Here is a 17,844-nt window from a genome sequence, read left to right as displayed (position 1 = left end):
TCACCGCGCCGCCCTCCGCCGCTTTTCCTCGCGGGCGAACAGGACGAAGCCCGCCGCCGACATCAGCGCCAGACCGAACCAGGTCAGGGCGTAGATCAGATGACTGTTGGCGAAGCGCACCACGGTCAGTCCGCCGCGCGGCCAGCCGCCGGGATTGGGCGCAGCGTCGGCGTCGATGAAGTAGGAGGCGACCGGCCCGGCCACGCCCCTCGCCCTGGCGATCCCCGCCACGTCGCGCGAGAACCAGCGGTCGCCCGCCGGGTCGTTGGCGCGCAGGAAACCGCCGTCGGGTTCGGTCAGGCGCAGCAGGCCGACGACGGTCACTGGCCCCTCGACCTGACCGGCGGCCCGATCCGCCGGCTTCTGGCGCTCGGAAGGGACGAAGCCGCGGTTGATCAGGACGGTGAAGCCGCGGTCTGTGACCAGAGGGGTCAGCACCCAATAGCCGGGACCGAGGTCCGTCACCGCCTTCACCAAGGCCTCGCGCTGATGATCGAAGCGGCCGCTGACGACGACCCGACGATACTGATCAGCCTGCCGCGTGACGACCTGATCGGGCGCCGGCGCGGCGACGGGCGCGGCGTGGATGCGGGCGTCGACCTGACGGACCAGTTCCTGCTTCCAGGCCAGCCGCTGCACCTGCCAGACGCCCAGCGCCGAGAAGCCCGCGAACAGGACGGCGAACATGACCGCGCCCAGGATCAGGGCGGTCATGCTGCGCGGCGGCCGGGCGGGTCGCGACGACGGCTCTATGGCGCTTCTCCCCGGCTGGCCGTCAGGCTCAGCCCATGGTCTGCATGTCGTGGGTGGGCATCATGTTGACGTTCAGGTGATACATCACCCAGACCGAACCCGCGACGGCGATCACCACCACGACGATGGTGAAGATCAGCGCCAGCATGTTCCACCCGCCCTCGGACTTGTGGTTCATGTGCAGGAAGAAGACCATGTGCACGATGATCTGCACCACGGCGAAGGCCGTGATGATCAGGCCCGTCGCCGCCGCCGGCAGGGCGCCGGTCATGACCAGCCAGAACGGGATCGCCGTCAGCACGACCGACAGCAGGAAGCCGATCATGTAGGTCTTGAACGAGCCGTGGTCATGGTCGTCGCCATGCGCGTGATCGTCATGGTGTCCGACCGCTTGGTCTTTGTGGGCCTCGGCGCTCATCGCAGCATCCCGAACAGATAGACGAAGGTGAAGACGCCGATCCAGATGACGTCCAGGAAGTGCCAGAACAGGCTGAGGCACATCAGCCGGCGCTTGTTGGCCGGGATCAGACCCTTCTGCCAGACCTGGATCATCAGCGTGACCAGCCAGATGCAGCCGAAGGTGACGTGCAGGCCGTGGGTGCCGACCAGAACGAAGAAGGCCGACAGGAAGCCGCTGCGCTGGGGCGTGGCGCCCAGGTGGATCATGTGGGCGAACTCATAGAGCTCGATCCCCAGGAAGCAGAGGCCGAAGACGCCGGTGATCGCCAGCCAGATCTGCATCTGGGCGGTGCGGTTCTTGACCATGGCCAGCATGGCGAAGCCGTAGGTGATCGACGACAGCAGCAGCATCGACGTGTTCAGCGCCACCAGCGGCAGGTCGAACAGGTCCTTGGGCGCAGGGCCGGCGGCGTAGTTGGCGCCGATCACCGCATAGACGGCGAACAGCATCGCGAAGATGAGGCAGTCGCTCATCAGATACATCCAGAAGCCCAGCATGGTGCTGTGGCCTTCCGGGTGATGCGGCTCCTCGACCGGGTGGTAGATCGGCCGCCCGGCCTCGTCGACGTAGTCAGGGTTCAGGGAAGCTGCGTGGCTCATCGGATCACCCCTTCGCCGCTGCGGCCGCCAGGGCCTTGGTGTGCGCGTCCTCGGTCGCCTGCACCGTCTCGGCCGGGATGTAGTAGTCGCGCTTGTAGTTGAAGGTGTGGAAGATGGCGTAGGCGATCAGGGCGAAGAAGCTCAGCGCCGCCAGCCACCACATGTACCAGATCAGGGCGAAGCCCATGACCGTCGACAGACCGGCCAGGATGACCCCTGCGCCCGTGTTCGAGGGCATGTGGATGGCCTGATAGCCGTCGGTCGGACGCTCATAGCCGCGCGCCTTCATGTCCCACCAGGCGTCGCTGTCATGGATGATCGGCGTCTTGGCGAAGTTGTAGTCAGGCGGCGGCGAGGACGTGGCCCACTCCAGGGTGCGGCCGTGCCAGGGGTCGCCCGTCTCGTCGCGCAGCTTGTCGCGGTTGATGATGCTGACGGCGAACTGGATCAGCATGGCCAGGATGCCGACGGCGATGATGCCGACGCCGACCGCCGCGATGATGAACCAGATCTGGTAGGACGGATCGTCAAAGACCCGCATCCGCCGCGTCACGCCCATGAAGCCCAGCACATAGAGCGGGGCGAAGGCGACCCAGAAGCCGACCACCCAGCACCAGAAGCTGACCAGACCCCAGGTCTTGTCCAGCTTGAAGCCGAAGGCCTTGGGCCACCAGAAGTTGATGGCCGCGAACAGGCCGAACAGCACGCCGGCGATGATGACGTTGTGGAAGTGGGCGATCAGGAACAGCGAGTTGTGCAGGACGAAGTCGGCCGGCGGCACCGCCAGCATGACCCCGGTCATGCCGCCGACCACGAAGGTCAGCATGAAGGCGACCGTCCACATCATCGGCAGCTCGAAGCGGATGCGGCCGCGGTACATGGTGAACAGCCAGTTGAACAACTTCGCCCCGGTCGGGATCGAGATGATCATCGTCGTGATCCCGAAGAAGGAGTTCACGGATGCGCCCGAGCCCATGGTGAAGAAGTGGTGCAGCCACACCAGGTAGGACAGGATGGTGATGACCACCGTCGCATAAACCATGGACGTATAGCCAAAGAGCTTCTTGCCCGAGAAGGTCGAGGTGACTTCGGAGAAGACGCCGAACAGCGGCAGCACCAGGATGTAGACCTCGGGGTGGCCCCAGATCCAGATCAGGTTCACGTACATCATCGGGTTGCCGCCGAAGTCGTTCGTGAAGAAGTTGGTGCCGATGTAACGGTCCGCCGTCAGCAGGGCCAGAACCGCCGTCAGCACCGGGAAGGACGCCACGATCAGGATGTTGGCGCACAGCGAGGTCCAGGTGAAGACCGGCATCTTCATCAGGCCCATGCCCGGCGCGCGCATCTTCACGATGGTCGCGATCAGGTTGATGCCGGACAGGGTGGTCCCCACCCCCGCGATCTGCAGCGACCATATGTAATAGTCGACGCCGACGCCGGGACTGTAGCCGATGCCCGACAGCGGCGGATAGGCCAGCCAGCCGGTGCGCGCGAACTCGCCGATGAACAGCGAGGCCATGACCAGCACCGCGCCCGCCGTCGTCATCCAGAAGCTGAAGTTGTTCAGGAAGGGGAAGGAGACGTCCCGCGCCCCGATCTGCAACGGCACCAGATAGTTCATCAGGCCGGTGATCAGCGGCATGGCCACGAAGAAGATCATGATCACGCCGTGGGCGGTGAAGATCTGATCATAGTGGTGGGCGTTCAGGTAGCCCTCGGCGCCGCCGAAGGCCATGGCCTGTTGCAGGCGCATCATGACGGCGTCGGCGAAGCCGCGCAGCAGCATGACGATCCCCAGGATCATGTACATGATGCCGATCTTCTTGTGGTCGACCGTCGTGAACCACTCGGTCCAGAGGTAGCCCCACAGCTTGTAGCGGGCGATCAGGCCCAGGGTCGCCAGACCGCCGAGCACGACGACGGCGAAGGTGGCCACCAGGATAGGCTCGTGGAACGGCAGGGCGTTCCAGTCCAGCCGGCCGAAGATCATGGATGCGATGTGATCAATAGACATGTCGTTCGGGCGCTCAGGATTGCGACGCGGATGCGTCGGCCGCGGTCGGCGCAGGAATGCGAGGGGCGAAGGGCCATCCGGCGGCGGCGACTTCGGTGCGGGACGCCTGACCGGGGCGGGTCAGCCCCCTGCCCATGATCTGTTCAGTCGGGGCCGAGCGGGCCATCTGCACGGCCAACTCCTGACGGCGACGGCCCGCGTCCACGGCGGCCTTCTCGGCCTCCAGCGGGGTGCAGATCGCCATGACGTAGGATTCGCCTGAGCCGAGGACGGCCTCGCCGCGACGGGCGTACTTGTCGTGGACCAGAGGCCAGGTGGCGTGGACGGCGGTCAGACCCAGGCCGCCCTTCTTGTCGATGGCCATCATCTCGCCCATGCACATCTTGCCCGGCTCGACGCACATGTTCAGCACGGCGTCGAACAGGCCCTGATCGACCGAGGCGTAGTGAAGGACGGGCACCTTCTCGCTGGGTTTCTCCAGCTCCAGATAGGTCTCGCGGTCCAGGCTCTTGCTGTCGGCGCGCACGCCGGCGACCCACTGGTCAAAGCCCGCCTGATCCAGGCCGTGGAAGGCGAAACGCATGTTCGAGAAGCCGTCGCCGGAATAGTTGGCCGAGAAGCCGACGTACTCGCCTGGACGGTTGATGACGGCGTGCAGCTTGGTCTCCATGCCCGGCATGGCGTAGATCTGGCCAGCCAGGGCGGGGACGTAGAAGGAGTTCATCACGCCCGACGACGTGATGTGGAAGCGGATCGGCCGGTCCACCGGCGCGGCCAGTTCATTGACCGTGGCGATGCCGTACTCGGGGTAGATGAACAGCCATTTCCAGTCGAGGGCGACGACGTTGACCTGCAGCGGCTCAACCCCGGCGGCGACGGCCTGGCCCTTGTTGACCCGGTCCAGCGAGCGATAGGGGTCCAGCAGGTGGGTGCCCGACCAGGTGATGGCGCCCAGGCAGATGATGATCAGCAGCGGCGCCGCCCAGATCACCAGCTCCAGATGGGTCGAGTGATCCCAGTCCGGCTCGTAGCGGGCTTCCTTGTTCGATTCCCGGTACTTCCAGGCGAAGAAGACGATCATCGCCATCACCGGAATGACGATGATCAGCATCAGCACCACCGACATGACCAGCAAGTCGCGCTGCTGCACAGCGATGTCGCCCGCAGGCGACAGAACAACGGCTTCACAGCCCGACATCAGGGCCAGGAAGGGCAACAGCAATAGAGGTCGCAGGCGGCGCACGGCGGTTCCTGTCCGGAAAGAAGGCTCTGGCACGGTCATTGTGCGCCGCCCGTACCGCCGCCCGTCGAGGGGGGACATTGGACAATCCGTCCTATCCCCGGCGCTGGCGATCGGGAGCAAATGACGGCTTTCGCCATTCTTACCGTGTAGGCGCGCGTGTCGCGCCCGGGTCCAGGGAACGTCATCGGTCATGAACGCCACCAGCGGCGCGCCTTCTTCAGAGCCCCTCGAGCGGGACGCCAGCCAGATCAACGCGCGACACGGCAAAATCGACGCCGGAGAAATCGCGATCGGCGTGATCATCGGCCGCACGTCCGAGTTCTTCGACTTCTTCGTCTATGCGATCGCCTCGGTCGTGGTCTTCCCGCAGTTGGTCTTCCCCTATGCGGGACCGTTGGGCGGAACCCTGCTGTCCTTCGCCGTCTTCGCCGTGGCCTTCATCGCCCGGCCGTTCGGCACGGCCCTGTTCATCGCCATCGACCGGCGCTTCGGACGCGGGACCAAGCTGACCATCGCCCTCTTCCTGCTGGGCCTGTCCACCGTCTGCCTCGGCTTCCTGCCCAGCTATGATCAGGTCGGACACTGGGCGGCGGTCATGCTGATCGTACTGCGCATCGGTCAGGGCGTGGCCCTGGGCGGCGCCTGGGACGGCATGGCCTCGCTGCTGGCCGTCAGCGCGCCTGAGAACCGTCGCGGCTGGTACGCCATGGCGCCGCAACTGGGCGCGCCCTTCGGCCTGATCGTGGCCAGCGCCCTGTTCGCCTACTTCCTCAGCAAGCTGTCGGCCGCCGACTTCCTCGACTGGGGCTGGCGCTATCCCTTCTTCGTGGCCTTCGCCATCAACGTGGTGGCCCTGTTCGCCCGTCTGCGCATCGTGGTGACGCCCGCCTTCCAGGCCGCGTTCGAGACGCTGGAGTTGCACCCTGCCCCCGTGACCAAGGCCGTGCGCGAAGAAGGCGGCGGCATCGTCATCGGCGCCTTCGCCCCCCTGGCCAGCTTCGCCATGTTCCACATGGTGACGGTCTTCCCGCTGTCCTGGGTCTTCCTCTACACCGAAGAGGCGCCCAGCCGCTTCCTGATGATCGAACTGGTCGGCGCCGTCTTCGGCCTGGCCGCCATCCTGGCCTCGGGCTGGCTGGCCGACCGCTACGGCCGCCGCGCCCTGCTGGCCGTCACCGCCGCCGGCATCGCCGCCTTCTCGGGCTTCGCGCCGCAGATGCTGGACGGCGGCCCGGCGGGCGAGTTGGCCTACATGATCCTGGGCTTCGTCCTGCTGGGCCTGTCGTTCGGCCAGGCCTCGGGCTCGATCGCCTCCAGCTTCAGCCTGAGAAACCGCTACACTGCTTCGGCCCTGACCTCGGACCTGGCCTGGCTGTTCGGCGCGGGCTTCGCCCCGCTGGCCGCCCTGGCCCTGTCGGGCAGGTTCGGCCTGGTGGCGGGCGGCGGCTATCTGCTGTCGGGGGCGATCTGCACCCTGCTGGCCCTGTGGCTGAACCGCGAACTGGGACGGGGCCGCGCCGGCGCCAAGACCTGACGCCACCCAAACGGGCTACTCCATCTTAAAGGGGGCGCGATCCGGATCGCGCCCCCTTTTTCATGCGTTCCAGCCCCCGACCACAGCCGTGTCCGGGCGCTCCCAGGTCAACAAGGTTAGCGACGGTTTACGATGGGACTTAAGCGCCCGCTAAGCCTGTCTGATCGCGTGAAGTTAAGAGCCGCCAAGTATCGTGATGTTGAAATCAAGGGTGATGAGGACGTCATGACCAAGCTGAATTCGGCAAAACGCCGTACGTTTCTGGCGATCGCCGCGGGCCTGACCGCCGTTCTGGCGCCGCAAGTCGCCTCCGCCGGCCCGACGGCGGGATACAGCTACCATCTGCGCGCCACCGTGCCGGTGGCCTGCTGGGTTCGCCCCGCCGGAACCGTCATGGCTGAAACCGGCCGCATGGGTTCGGTCGTGGAGGCCTGCAACAGCCCCGGCGGCTTCACCGTCTCGGCTCAGTATCGGCCCCTGACGATTACTGAAAGAGCCCGGATCGTTTACGGCGATCGTTCGCTGGACCTGTCCCGGACCGGCATTCAGGAACTGCGCCGTTCGAGCATGGCGACCATTCGCTCGGTCGACTACCGCTTCGACGAAGTGGCGCTGGAGCAACCGCTGATCCTGGCGCTGACGATCCAGCCGATCTGATCCCCCCAACATCCGATCCGGAAATGAAAACGCCCCGCAGATCCTGCGGGGCGTCTTCGTTTCAACCTGGCATCGACCTAGAGGGCCGCGACCGTAAAGGTCAGGGTATCGCGATAGGCGCCGGCGCGCTTGCCCGCCACATCGCCGATGCTGACGGCCAGCGGATAGCTGTCATTGCGCGCCCGACGCGAAACCACGTCCAGCGTATCGACCTGCGCCAGATCCATGTTCTCGCGACCCAGCGCCAGACGATAGTCGACGTACCAATTCGAGTTGGCGAGACGAAGCCTCCCGCGATTGGCCGAACTGACCGACACGCGGTAGCCGCCCGTGCTCTTTACATAGAGGGAGGTGTTCAGATCGCGCCGTCCCGACGAAAGCTCGCCCAGGTCGATGGTCGCCGTTCCTTGCGACCGCCGGAACTCGCCCTTCAGCCCCATGACAGCCGAGGCGGCGATCTCCACGCCCAGGGTGACGGGGCGCTCGGCCATCGGCTCGCCGTCTGACGCCAGGACCGAGAGATAGGCCGTCTGGGAATAGAAGCCGCGCGCCAGGTCGCCTTCCGGCGCCGCCGCCAGGGCGAACCGGATCAGGCCGCGCTCGCCGGGCGCCAGACGCACCGGCTGGGCGCCGAACCGTCGCGGCCCCTGGCCGGAGCGCGGCGTCACGTCCGCGCCGCTGCGCTCGTCGATCAAGGCATAGGCGACGCGCTCCTGGCCGCCGGCCTGCCGCATCCCGTAGGTCTCGCCGTGCAGATCAACCCGCATGGAGCCGACGCAATCGGTCGTGCCCGTATTGACGACGGCGACATCGTATCGCTGCTGCACCGCGTCATCCTCATAGGGATTGTAGCGCACGACCCATTGGTCCTGAGCCGGTTCGATCGACAGGGTGCAGGCCGCGCTGGCCTGGCCGACGCCCAGCGTCAGCGCCGCTGCGGTCGCCGCTGCGACAGCCATCGTGGCCTTCAGAGCGAGGGGAGAGCTCATGGCTTTCATCCTTCCTGTTCATCCGTGACGTCGACCGGCACCGTGACCGTCTCGAGGTTCAGCAGACCCTGGTTGTCGGCAGGCACCGTAAATTCGAAGCTCACCGCCGGATCGGTGAAAAGCTCCACGCGATAGCGTTTGCCCGGCTCCAGCTTCTGGATCGCGAACCGCCCCACCGAGTTGGTGAAGAACAATTCGGGCTGGGCGTCGGGCTGATCCACAGGGCGCACCCGCCCTGAAACCAGGGCCAGAGGCTTGCCGCCGTTCCCGTGCATACGACCCAGCGCGCTGACGAAGGCGGCGCTGCCGACCTCGATAGCGTAGCCGCTCTTGTAGGTCGGGCGCACCCGCAGGACGCCGTCGCCGATGTCGTAGCCGAGCGGGGCGTCCATCACGTCGTAGCGAACCGACTGGTTGACGTAAGAGCTGAGAACATTGGACAGCGCCGGGCCCAGCAGACCGCTGCGGGCGTTGAAGCGGCCGCCCTGGAAGTTGTCGCCGACGATGACCGGATGGTCGCCCAGGGTCTCGTGCGGATGGACGATGGCGAAGCTGTCGTAGATGTTCCGCCCGATCGCGACCTTGCGCCCGGTCGTGGCGATCGAGGTCCCCACCCGCAGCGTCGTCACCTGTTCGTCGGTGACGCTGCTGAAGTCGCGCCCAAAGGCGGCGTGGGTCAGGCTGGCGTCGAAACGGTTGGCGATATAGTCGACCTGACCCGACAGCGTGCTGGGTCCGTCGTCATAGGTGGACGCCAGCGAATAACCCAACGATCCCGCGCGGTTCTCGGACGACTGCTGATACCGCACGCTGCCGTTGTTGCGCGCGGAGCTGTAGCGAGCCTCTGCGCGCCGGTCGTAGCGCGGCTGCCAGATCAGGGCGACCGTAGCGCCCAGGGCGTCGCCGCGCGATCCGAAGCTGCTCCCGAAGTCGGTCAGTTCAGCCCCCAGCTGGACGCTCCACTGAGGGGTGAAGCGGTAGGTGGTGGTGGCGGTGACGCTATAGGCGTCGTCCAGGACCGCGCTGCGGCTGACCCGATACGAGGCGCTGATGTTGGCGAGCCAGTCCTCGCTGAACTGGTGCGAATAGGCGCCTGTGAAGATCCACGACGTCGGATTGTCCCCGAAGGGATTGCCCAGGGTCGCGAAGTCCGCGGACGTATAGTCGGCGACGACCGTCCAGCTGTCGTAGGTCTCGCCCAGATCCAGAATGTGGTCGTAGCTCAGGGCGTAGGCATAGCCCATGCCGCGGTCGGCGTTGCTGACCGAAGCATCCAGGCGCGCACGGGCGCCGTTCTTGAGGATCAGCTGGGACTGGCCCGACAGGTTCTGGACATCCGCCGAGGCCTGGAAGCCGATCCCGACCGCCGGCCGGTTCTCGAAGGCCTTGCGCCAGAACCCCGTGAAGGCGATCTCGCCGCCCGAATAGTCGGGCGATCCGAAGATCCCCGCGTTGGTGACGCCCAGATAGGCGCCGTATTCATAGTCGCCCGGCTCCAGCTCAATGCTGTCGAGATAGGCGCTGTAGGAAACCGCCTGACGGCGCCCGGAATCGTTCTGGATCTCCAGCTGGATATCGTTCGACCCCGTCTCCAGCGGCAGGTTGGAGAGGTCGTACTGTCCCGGATCGAGACGGAATTCGCGCACAAAGACGCCGTTGCGCAGGACGCGCACGGTCGAGGCCTCCTGCAGCACCAGTTGGCGGCCGCCGGACAGGATGTTGTTGCGGAAGGACTCGAACCTCTGGCGCTGGCGCGAGACGCCGACGCCGCCCATTTCGGCATAGCCTTGGCGGCCGCGCGTTTCGGGATCGAGATCGCCCAGATACCAGCGCCGATACTCGCCCGGCTGATCATAGACGAACCGCGCATAGCGGCGCTCGACCTCGTACTCGCCGCTGAACAGGTCCTCGCGCCCCTGAACATCGGCCTCGAACACCAGGCTCTTGTAACGCACGGCGCCGTTCAGGAAGACGCTGGGGGCGGCGATGTCGCCGGTCGCCTGACGCCGTGTGACGGACAGGTTGGTGTTGAGGTAGGCGGTGAAGTCCTCAGGCGCGACGCCCGCTTCTTCCGGCCGACCGCCCTGGAACAGGGATTCAACGGTCCGCTTCGTCGGGTCGATGCGCAGCACCAGAACCGCCAGTTGCTCGGGGTCGTAGTCGAGCTGAATGCCGGTGGTGTTGATCTCCTCCGGCGCGAAAGACTCCACGCCCTGCAGTCTGGCTGCCAGCTCCGCCTGCGCCTCGGGCGTCAGCAGCGGTTTGATCAGGGCGATGAAGCCGGCGCTGTCGACGATGAAGCGGTCGTCGCGCGTCAGAAGCACGGGCAGTTCGCCCAGCACGCGACGGTTGAAGTTCAGCGGCACCGTCATGGCGATGTCGCGGTCGTAGGGATTGATATTCGGGCGCGGCGCCGGCGCCGCCTGCCCTGCCGGCTCGGCCGTTGTCAAAACGGCGGCGGGCGCCACCTCCTGGTCGATATCCGTCGTCGCCACGCCAGCGCTGGCGACGCCTGCGGGCGTCGCCGTCACAGCCATGATCAGGGCGATGCTCGACGCCCCTGTCGCCCAGCCCCTCACCGGGCGAACCGCAGGGTCAGAGGCTTGGCCGGATCCAGCGCGGTCCCGGTCGGCAGGCGGAAGGTGCGGCGGCCGCCGGCGGGCGCCAGATAGCCGACCCCGACCGTCTTGGAGATTTCATCGCTGGTGAACTGACGGCTGAACGGCTGGCCGGCCGTGTCGGTGCCTTCCAGGACCCAGGTCGCGCCGCTCATCAGGGCGTAGCGCTTGCCGGTGTTGGACACGACGACTTCCACGCCCGGTTCGGCCGGGGGCGGCGGCAAGGCCTCGCCGCCGGTCAGCGACAGATCCACCTCCGGCGCCGGCGGGGTGATCATGGCCGGCTTGACCGACACCAGCTCGACCTTGGGTTCAGCGCCCGGAGGGGCGACCACGATCAGCGCCTTCATGGTGTAGAGAACCGAAACGGACACGGCGCCGCCGGTTTCGCTCTTGGTCGGGTCGGTGACGACCGGCAGCTGCCGGACCCACAGATAATAGGCCTGCGAGGCTTCAAGGCGCGGCTCGCCCACCCATTGAACCCGCACCACCTGACGGCCGCCGACGGGCACCAGGCCTTGTGGCGGGAAGACCAGGAAATCCTCGTCCGCGGGGGTCTCTACGACATTGCCGTCGGCGTCGACCTCCATGCGGGTGATCTTGGTTTCAAACGGCAGGGCGACCGAGCCGACATTGCCGACCTCGATCCGGGCGGCCGATCCGGCGCCCGTCGTCGTCAGTTCCGACACCATCGGCGAGACGCGCATGGCCCAGGCCGCCGTCATGGCGATCAGACCTGCGATCAGTCCCAGCACAGCGCCGACCCAGCGGAACCGGGCCAGGCGAACACGCCCCCGTCGAAACATCAACTTCTCCCCCGAGCCGTGCATGGCCCTGAATTCATCGCCTGATCGGCGCCGGAGTCCTCGCAAGGATCGCGCCAGCCGCAGGCTCGGCCAAGATAGCAGACCAATGGTCACTGAAAGACAAACAGGCGGCGAGGCCGAAGCCCCGCCGCCCGCGGTGTCACACGTGTTCTTAGAACGCGGTGATCGAGACGCTCAGGTCGCCCTGATAGTTGCCGGCCAGCAGCGACTTCGAGGGAACCGGGATGACCACGTCCAGCGACATGGCCGACTTCCAGGCGCCGTGCGTGGCGGTGTCGCCCTGGGCGCTGTCGCTAATGTCGATCCAGGCGCTGGACGTGCCGGCGGCGGTCGAACCGACGGCGCCGGCGGTGTAGGTGCCCTTGACCGTGTAAGGCAGGTTGGCCTGGAAGACGTTGGAGTCGAAGCCGACGCCTTCGTTGTTGATCAGGCCGTTGGCGTTGCTCTTCGACACCGTCACGGTGTTCGAGGTGTTGCAGCCCGCCAGGTTGGTGTCGATCGACACGGTGGCCGGAGCCGTCATGTCGAAGGCGGCCGCCGGGCCGGTGTTGTCCGAGGCGTAGATGCCGATGGTGCCGAAATCGACCGTCGTCGAGGCGTTGCCCGTGTAGTAGGCGCAGTCCTTGGTGACGTTGCCCTTCAGGGTGAAGGTCGCACCGGCCGTGTTGGAGGCCGTGCCGTTGTTGTTGGCCGCGCCGCCCGAGATCACGATCAGCGAGGTGTTGCTCAGACCGAACCAGTTGTTGGCGATATCCGCCAGGGCGACAGCCGTAGTGTTGTTCGTGTTAGGACCGCCGACCCACGGATACAGGTGGTTGGTCACCGAGCCCTGATAGATGTTCGGACCGGCCGAGGCGGCGGTGGCGGACAGGGCGACGACGGCGACGCCGGCCAGAAGCGATGCGATTTTCATGATAGTTTCCGTTATTTCATAGACTTAAGAAACGAACGGCGAGGCCGAAGCCCCGCCGCCCGCGTTGTCACGCGTGTTTTTAGAACGCGGTGATCGAGACGCTCAGGTCGCCCTGATAGTTGCCGGCCAGCAGCGACTTCGAGGGAACCGGGATGACCACGTCCAGCGACATGGCCGACTTCCAGGCGCCGTGCGTGGCGGTGTCGCCCTGGGCGCTGTCGCTAATGTCGATCCAGGCGCTGGACGTGCCGGCGACGGTCGAACCGACGGCGCCGGCGGTGTAGGTGCCCTTGACCGTGTAAGGCAGGTTGGCCTGGAAGACGTTGGAGTCGAAGCCGACGCCTTCGTTGTTGATCAGGCCGTTGGCGTTGCTCTTCGACACCGTCACGGTGTTCGAGGTGTTGCAGCCCGCCAGGTTGGTGTCGATCGACACGGTGGCCGGAGCCGTCATGTCGAAGGCGGCCGCCGGGCCGGTGTTGTCCGAGGCGTAGATGCCGATGGTGCCGAAATCGACCGTCGTCGAGGCGTTGCCCGTGTAGTAGGCGCAGTCCTTGGTGACGTTGCCCTTCAGCGTGAAGGTCGCGCCGGCCGTGTTGGAGGCCGTGCCGTTGTTGCCGCCATTGCCAGTGACCGTCACTGTAAAGATCGGCAGATCCGGACCGGAGGGGTTGGCCCCGCCATTGTTGCCGCCAGCGTTGCCGTTCGAGCCGCCATTCCCGTTGTTGCCGTTGTTCGGGTTGCCGCCGTTGCCATTGCCACCGGCGTTGCCGTTCGAACCGCCGTTCCCGTTGTTGCCGTTGTTCGGATTGCCGCCGCCCGCATTGCCGTTCGAGCCGCCATTTCCGTTATTGCCGTTGCCGGGATTGCCGTTCGACTGGGCGTTGGCGGCGCCGGCAGCAAGCGCCAGAACGGCGACACCAACGAGAAGAATGGGGGACTTCATGAAATTCACCTCAACTGGTGGAGCAAAAATGACCTGCCTGGCACGAGCGGCGGCACGCGGGAGGGAACCTCTCCCGCGTGTCGCCTCAGCATCGGTTTAGAACGCGGTGATCGAGACGCTCAGGTCGCCCTGATAGTTGCCGGCCAGCAGCGACTTCGAGGGAACCGGGATGACCACGTCCAGCGACATGGCCGACTTCCAGGCGCCGTGCGTGGCGGTGTCGCCCTGGGCGCTGTCGCTAATGTCGATCCAGGCGCTGGACGTGCCGGCGGCGGTCGAACCGACGGCGCCGGCGGTGTAGGTGCCCTTGACCGTGTAAGGCAGGTTGGCCTGGAAGACGTTGGAGTCGAAGCCGACGCCTTCGTTGTTGATCAGGCCGTTGGCGTTGCTCTTCGACACCGTCACGGTGTTCGAGGTGTTGCAGCCCGCCAGGTTGGTGTCGATCGACACGGTGGCCGGAGCCGTCATGTCGAAGGCGGCCGCCGGGCCGGTGTTGTCCGAGGCGTAGATGCCGATGGTGCCGAAATCGACCGTCGTCGAGGCGTTGCCCGTGTAGTAGGCGCAGTCCTTGGTGACGTTGCCCTTCAGGGTGAAGGTCGCACCGGCCGTGTTGGAGGCCTGGCCGTTATTGGCTTCCGAATGCCCCTGGATCTCGATCATCGAGACGTTGGTGTTGGCATTGTTCATCACCAGCGGGCTCATGCCCTTCAGAACCGACTTGCCGATACCCGCCGGCATTCCGGCCTGCTCATAGGCCTCATTGATCGTGCCGCCGGCGTTCAACCGGACATTGCCGTTGCCGGGGGCGCCGGGAACATTCACCCAAGGCCCAGCAACAATGCCGGCCGTTGCAGAGGCGTGATAGACGTCGTCGGCCTGAGCGGCGGCGGCGGACAGGGCCAGGACAGCAACCCCAGCAAAAAGCGAAGCGATCTTCATTGCGTTATCTCCAAGCAAGTTTCTGGAAAAATGTTCGACCGAGATGAAGACAATCGCTTCTCGATCTGCGGAAAAGCTTACAGTTTACAAAAACACAACGTCAAGAGAAAAGAACCGCGTTCTGCAATACGATTTCCAAATTCACCTGAACGTGGAATTCTTTTCACTCAAAAATATCTGCGAACTGGATAAATTTTACTTCACCAGAGCCACAACCATGCGATCCATCGCAGTCAAATCTAGACTCGCGGCGCGACAGTGACGGTCAGGGTTTCGGAATACTCGCCCGCCAGCAGACCCGCTCCACTCGGGGCCTGGGTGCGGATTTGTATCCGCCCGCCGCCGGCCGCCACGCCCTCGCCGCTGCTCAGGGTCTTGCGCCCCATCAGATCGCGACTGGTGAAGGAGCCGCTCATCAGGCCCGGCCCTGGGCTCAGCGTCGGCACCGCGACATTCAGCGTGTAGCCGAGCGTTCCGGCGAAGGGTCCCTCGCCCCGAGGCTTGGTGGCGTGCGCCAGTCCGCCCCGCGTCGACTGGAAACTCAGATCGAAGGGCACGTTGCAGCCCAGGCCAAAGCTGGCGTCGGCCTGTTCATTGCCGTCAAGGACGCCGAAATCAATGTCGCCGCCGCCCGACAACTTGCAGACGGGCGCGATACGGCCGTTGAGCACGACCTCCAGACGGGTCGTCATTTCATGATGATCGTCGTCGTCATCATCGTCCCGGTCGTGGGCCGTCGCGGCCGAAGCAGCCGAGACCGTGGCGACAGCCAGAACCAGCGCCAGCACTCGGCTGATACGCGCTGTCGGACGCATCGCTGCGCGCCCCACCTCTGAAGGGGTCAGAAACCAGCCCACTATTCGCCTCCCCGAGCCGCAAACTGCGGCGCCCCCGCCACCAGGAGGGGGTTCGTTGGTCAGCGTTCCAAGAGATGTGCCATCCCATTTTGGCACACCCTCGCGGGCGACACGGCGTCAGCCCCATGCCGCAAGGGTTAATGAAACGTTAACGGACGCGGTTCTACGAGCGCCGTTAAGCTTTGACAAGCTTTTGCTTCATTTTGGGACAGCGACGGTATGCCGCGCTAACCTCAGCCCGCCTTGGCGCGGCGCCGCCAGGCGGTCAGCAGGTGCTCGGTATAGCCGTTCGGCTGCTCGCGCCCCTTGAACACCAGGTCGCAGGCGGCGTTCCACGCCGGCCCGTCAAAGCCGGGGGCCAGCGGATGATAGACGGGATCGCCCGCGTTCTGACGGTCGACCACGACGGCCATCCGCTCCAGCGCCGCCCTCACCTCGCCCTCCGTGACGACGCCATGGCGCAGCCAGTTGGCCAGATGCTGGCTGGAGATGCGCAGCGTGGCCCGGTCCTCCATCAGGCCGACGTCGTGGATGTCCGGCACCTTGGAGCAGCCGACGCCCTGGTCGATCCAGCGCACGACGTAGCCGAGGATGCCCTGGGCGTTGTTGTCCAACTCCTGGCGGATCTCGTCGGCGCTCGGCGCCTCAGTCGCGAACGGCGGGGTCAACAGCGGCGTCAGGCCGGTCGGCGCACGATCCGCGATCTCGGCCTGACGGCTCCAGACATCGACCTCATGATAATGCAGGGCGTGCAGGGTCGCCGCCGTCGGCGACGGCACCCAGGCGGTCGAGGCCCCGGCGCGCGGATGGCCCGCCTTGGTCGCCAGCATCTCGCCCATGCGGTCGGGCGCGGCCCACATCCCCTTGCCGATCTGGGCGCGGCCCGACAGGCCCGCCTTCAGGCCGATGTCGACGTTGCGGTCCTCATAGGCCTTGATCCAGCCGGTGTTGCGGACGGCTTCTTTTCGGACCACCGGCCCGCCCTCCATCACCGAGTGGATCTCGTCGCCGGTGCGGTCCAGGAAGCCGGTATTGATGAAGGCCACCCGCCCCTTGGCCGCCGCGATGCAGTTGGCCAGGTTGACGCTGGTGCGCCGCTCCTCATCCATGATCCCCATCTTGATCGTCAGCGGCGGCAGGCCGACCATGGCCTCGACCGCGCCGAACACGGCGTCGGCGAAGGCGACCTCCTCCGAGCCATGCATCTTGGGCCGCACCACGTAGATGGAGCCGGCCGGGCTGTTGCGCTGATCCGCCGGCCGCTGCAGGTCGTGCAGGTCGTGCAGGTCGTGCAGGCCGATCAGGCCGGTCATGGCGATGTCCAGCAGGCTCTCGGGAACCTCGCGCCCCTCCCCGTCCAGAACCGCGTCGGTCGTCAGGTGCAGACCGACGTTCCTGACCATCAGCAGGCTGCGACCCTTCAGGGCGAAGGGCGCGCCGTCCGGCGCCCTATAGGCCCGGTCACCGTTCATGCGCCGCCGCATCGTCTGGCCGTCCTTGACGAAGCCCGCCGACAGGTCGCCGCGCATCAGGCCCAGCCAGTTGGCGTAGACCAGCCGCTTGTCCTCGGCGTCCACGACCGCAACGCTGTCCTCGGCGTCAGCGATGACCGACAGAGCCGCCTCGACCACGACATCGGCGACACCCGCCGGATCGGTGCGCCCGATGGCGTGATCGCGGTCGATGACGATCTCCAGATGCAGACCGTTGTGGCGCAGCAGAACGCCCGAGGGCGCCGTCGCCTCGCCCGCATGGCCGACGAAGGCGTCGGCGCTAGACAGGCCGGTCTCGATCCCGCCGTCCAGCGCCACAACCAGCCGCCCATGCTCGACGCGGTAGCCGGTCGCCTGGGCGTGCGAGCCAGCCGCCAAGGGCGCCGCCTGATCCAGCACGGCGCGGGCGCGGGCGATGACCTTGCCCCCGCGCTCGGCGTCATAGCCGCCGCCCTTCGGCGCCTCGCCCAGCGCATCCGTGCCGTACAGCGCATCATACAGACTGCCCCAGCGCGCATTGGCGGCGTTCAGCAGATAGCGGGCGTTGGTCAGGGGCACGACCAGCTGCGGCCCGGCCATGGTCGCGATCTCGGGATCGACATTGGCCGTCTCGGCCCGCGCGTCGGTCCGCTCGGGCTCGATGTAGCCGATCTCGCGCAGGAAGACCTGATAGGCGTCCTGATCCGGTTGCCCCGGATGGGCGCGATGCCAATCGTCCAACTTAGCCTGCAGTTCGTCGCGGCGCGCCAGCAGGGCGCGGTTCGTCGGCGCGTACTCGGCCAGCAGCCCTTCCACCCCGGCCCAGAAGGCGTCGGGCGTCACGCCCGTTCCCGGCGCCGCCTCGTCGCGCACGAAGGCGTCCAGTTCGGCGGCGACGCTCAGGCTTCCGTGGCGGACATAGGTGGTGGTCATGGCGGCTTCTCCTTGAGCCTGAACCCTAGCGGCGCGCCCGCCGCCTAGCCACGGCGAAGATCGACGGCTATCTTTGCATAAATCGCAACGATG

15 protein-coding genes are annotated in these 17,844 nt (G+C 66.2%); 2 read left to right on the top strand and 13 right to left on the bottom strand.

Annotated elements, in window-relative coordinates; translation table 11 throughout:
• The 5 genes from AC3IS2_RS03690 to cyoA all read right to left on the bottom strand — a co-directional run bounded on the left by AC3IS2_RS03690 (window position 1) and on the right by cyoA (window position 5,069).
• A complete protein-coding gene (locus AC3IS2_RS03690) occupies window positions 1–714 on the bottom strand; it encodes an SURF1 family protein (protein WP_489199321.1) in 714 nt (237 codons plus the stop codon).
• 67 nt (window positions 715–781) lie between these two features.
• Complete coding sequence (gene cyoD, locus AC3IS2_RS03685; RefSeq protein ID WP_489199320.1) at window positions 782–1,171, bottom strand: cytochrome o ubiquinol oxidase subunit IV; 390 nt, start codon at window positions 1,169–1,171, stop codon at window positions 782–784.
• Window positions 1,168–1,812, bottom strand: coding sequence for a cytochrome o ubiquinol oxidase subunit III (gene cyoC / locus AC3IS2_RS03680; RefSeq protein ID WP_312146223.1), 645 nt, complete (start codon window positions 1,810–1,812; stop codon window positions 1,168–1,170). The genes cyoD and cyoC overlap by 4 nt, the downstream gene beginning before the upstream one ends.
• A gap of 4 nt (window positions 1,813–1,816) precedes the next feature.
• Window positions 1,817–3,826 (bottom strand): cytochrome o ubiquinol oxidase subunit I, encoded by a 2,010-nt coding sequence (gene cyoB / locus AC3IS2_RS03675; RefSeq protein ID WP_489199319.1) that lies wholly within the window; start codon window positions 3,824–3,826, stop codon window positions 1,817–1,819.
• Window positions 3,827–3,839: 13 nt separating this feature from the next.
• Window positions 3,840–5,069 (bottom strand): ubiquinol oxidase subunit II, encoded by a 1,230-nt coding sequence (gene cyoA / locus AC3IS2_RS03670; RefSeq protein ID WP_489199318.1) that lies wholly within the window; start codon window positions 5,067–5,069, stop codon window positions 3,840–3,842.
• Window positions 5,070–5,259: 190 nt separating this feature from the next.
• On the opposite strand from cyoA, the gene AC3IS2_RS03665 reads away from it, so the two are divergent.
• Together AC3IS2_RS03665 and AC3IS2_RS03660 are read left to right on the top strand one after the other, a co-directional pair.
• Window positions 5,260–6,603, top strand: a complete 1,344-nt coding sequence (locus AC3IS2_RS03665) for an MFS transporter (RefSeq protein ID WP_489199317.1) — start codon at window positions 5,260–5,262, stop codon at window positions 6,601–6,603.
• Between the two features lie 225 nt (window positions 6,604–6,828).
• Window positions 6,829–7,260 (top strand): hypothetical protein, encoded by a 432-nt coding sequence (locus AC3IS2_RS03660; RefSeq protein ID WP_489199316.1) that lies wholly within the window; start codon window positions 6,829–6,831, stop codon window positions 7,258–7,260.
• Window positions 7,261–7,337: 77 nt separating this feature from the next.
• Here AC3IS2_RS03660 and AC3IS2_RS03655 read toward each other — a convergent pair whose 3' ends face one another.
• The 8 genes from AC3IS2_RS03655 to AC3IS2_RS03620 all read right to left on the bottom strand — a co-directional run bounded on the left by AC3IS2_RS03655 (window position 7,338) and on the right by AC3IS2_RS03620 (window position 17,751).
• Complete coding sequence (locus AC3IS2_RS03655; RefSeq protein WP_489199315.1) at window positions 7,338–8,249, bottom strand: hypothetical protein; 912 nt, start codon at window positions 8,247–8,249, stop codon at window positions 7,338–7,340.
• A 5-nt stretch (window positions 8,250–8,254) separates the two neighbouring features.
• Window positions 8,255–10,786 (bottom strand): fimbria/pilus outer membrane usher protein, encoded by a 2,532-nt coding sequence (locus AC3IS2_RS03650; protein WP_489199314.1) that lies wholly within the window; start codon window positions 10,784–10,786, stop codon window positions 8,255–8,257.
• 38 nt (window positions 10,787–10,824) lie between these two features.
• Entirely contained in the window at window positions 10,825–11,673 is an 849-nt protein-coding gene (locus tag AC3IS2_RS03645; protein ID WP_489199313.1) for a fimbrial biogenesis chaperone, read from the bottom strand.
• 172 nt (window positions 11,674–11,845) lie between these two features.
• A complete protein-coding gene (locus AC3IS2_RS03640) occupies window positions 11,846–12,607 on the bottom strand; it encodes a hypothetical protein (RefSeq protein ID WP_489199312.1) in 762 nt (253 codons plus the stop codon).
• Window positions 12,608–12,686: 79 nt separating this feature from the next.
• Window positions 12,687–13,550, bottom strand: coding sequence for a hypothetical protein (locus AC3IS2_RS03635; RefSeq protein WP_489199311.1), 864 nt, complete (start codon window positions 13,548–13,550; stop codon window positions 12,687–12,689).
• Between the two features lie 96 nt (window positions 13,551–13,646).
• Complete coding sequence (locus AC3IS2_RS03630; protein ID WP_489199310.1) at window positions 13,647–14,489, bottom strand: hypothetical protein; 843 nt, start codon at window positions 14,487–14,489, stop codon at window positions 13,647–13,649.
• Window positions 14,490–14,728: 239 nt separating this feature from the next.
• Window positions 14,729–15,304 (bottom strand): hypothetical protein, encoded by a 576-nt coding sequence (locus AC3IS2_RS03625; RefSeq protein ID WP_489199309.1) that lies wholly within the window; start codon window positions 15,302–15,304, stop codon window positions 14,729–14,731.
• A 275-nt stretch (window positions 15,305–15,579) separates the two neighbouring features.
• A complete protein-coding gene (locus AC3IS2_RS03620; RefSeq protein ID WP_489199308.1) occupies window positions 15,580–17,751 on the bottom strand; it encodes a malate synthase G in 2,172 nt (723 codons plus the stop codon).
• Between the last annotated feature and the right edge of the window lie 93 nt (window positions 17,752–17,844).

Source organism: Brevundimonas sp. KH_025, assembly GCF_057839885.1.
This window is presented reverse-complemented; position numbering and strand designations above follow the sequence as displayed.

What these genes read in the sequence shown, in the direction of transcription:
- AC3IS2_RS03630 (WP_489199310.1), bottom strand. Translation starts at nt 14,489, where the DNA reads ATGAAGATCGCTTCGCTTTTTGCTGGGGTTGCTGTCCTGGCCCTGTCC.
- AC3IS2_RS03660 (WP_489199316.1), top strand. Translation starts at nt 6,829, where the DNA reads ATGACCAAGCTGAATTCGGCAAAACGCCGTACGTTTCTGGCGATCGCC.
- AC3IS2_RS03620 (WP_489199308.1), bottom strand. Translation starts at nt 17,751, where the DNA reads ATGACCACCACCTATGTCCGCCACGGAAGCCTGAGCGTCGCCGCCGAA.
- AC3IS2_RS03665 (WP_489199317.1), top strand. Translation starts at nt 5,260, where the DNA reads ATGAACGCCACCAGCGGCGCGCCTTCTTCAGAGCCCCTCGAGCGGGAC.
- AC3IS2_RS03690 (WP_489199321.1), bottom strand. Translation starts at nt 714, where the DNA reads ATGACCGCCCTGATCCTGGGCGCGGTCATGTTCGCCGTCCTGTTCGCG.
- AC3IS2_RS03640 (WP_489199312.1), bottom strand. Translation starts at nt 12,607, where the DNA reads ATGAAAATCGCATCGCTTCTGGCCGGCGTCGCCGTCGTCGCCCTGTCC.
- AC3IS2_RS03635 (WP_489199311.1), bottom strand. Translation starts at nt 13,550, where the DNA reads ATGAAGTCCCCCATTCTTCTCGTTGGTGTCGCCGTTCTGGCGCTTGCT.
- AC3IS2_RS03655 (WP_489199315.1), bottom strand. Translation starts at nt 8,249, where the DNA reads ATGAGCTCTCCCCTCGCTCTGAAGGCCACGATGGCTGTCGCAGCGGCG.
- AC3IS2_RS03650 (WP_489199314.1), bottom strand. Translation starts at nt 10,786, where the DNA reads ATGGCTGTGACGGCGACGCCCGCAGGCGTCGCCAGCGCTGGCGTGGCG.
- cyoD (WP_489199320.1), bottom strand. Translation starts at nt 1,171, where the DNA reads ATGAGCGCCGAGGCCCACAAAGACCAAGCGGTCGGACACCATGACGAT.
- cyoB (WP_489199319.1), bottom strand. Translation starts at nt 3,826, where the DNA reads ATGTCTATTGATCACATCGCATCCATGATCTTCGGCCGGCTGGACTGG.
- AC3IS2_RS03645 (WP_489199313.1), bottom strand. Translation starts at nt 11,673, where the DNA reads ATGTTTCGACGGGGGCGTGTTCGCCTGGCCCGGTTCCGCTGGGTCGGC.
- cyoC (WP_312146223.1), bottom strand. Translation starts at nt 1,812, where the DNA reads ATGAGCCACGCAGCTTCCCTGAACCCTGACTACGTCGACGAGGCCGGG.
- AC3IS2_RS03625 (WP_489199309.1), bottom strand. Translation starts at nt 15,304, where the DNA reads ATGCGTCCGACAGCGCGTATCAGCCGAGTGCTGGCGCTGGTTCTGGCT.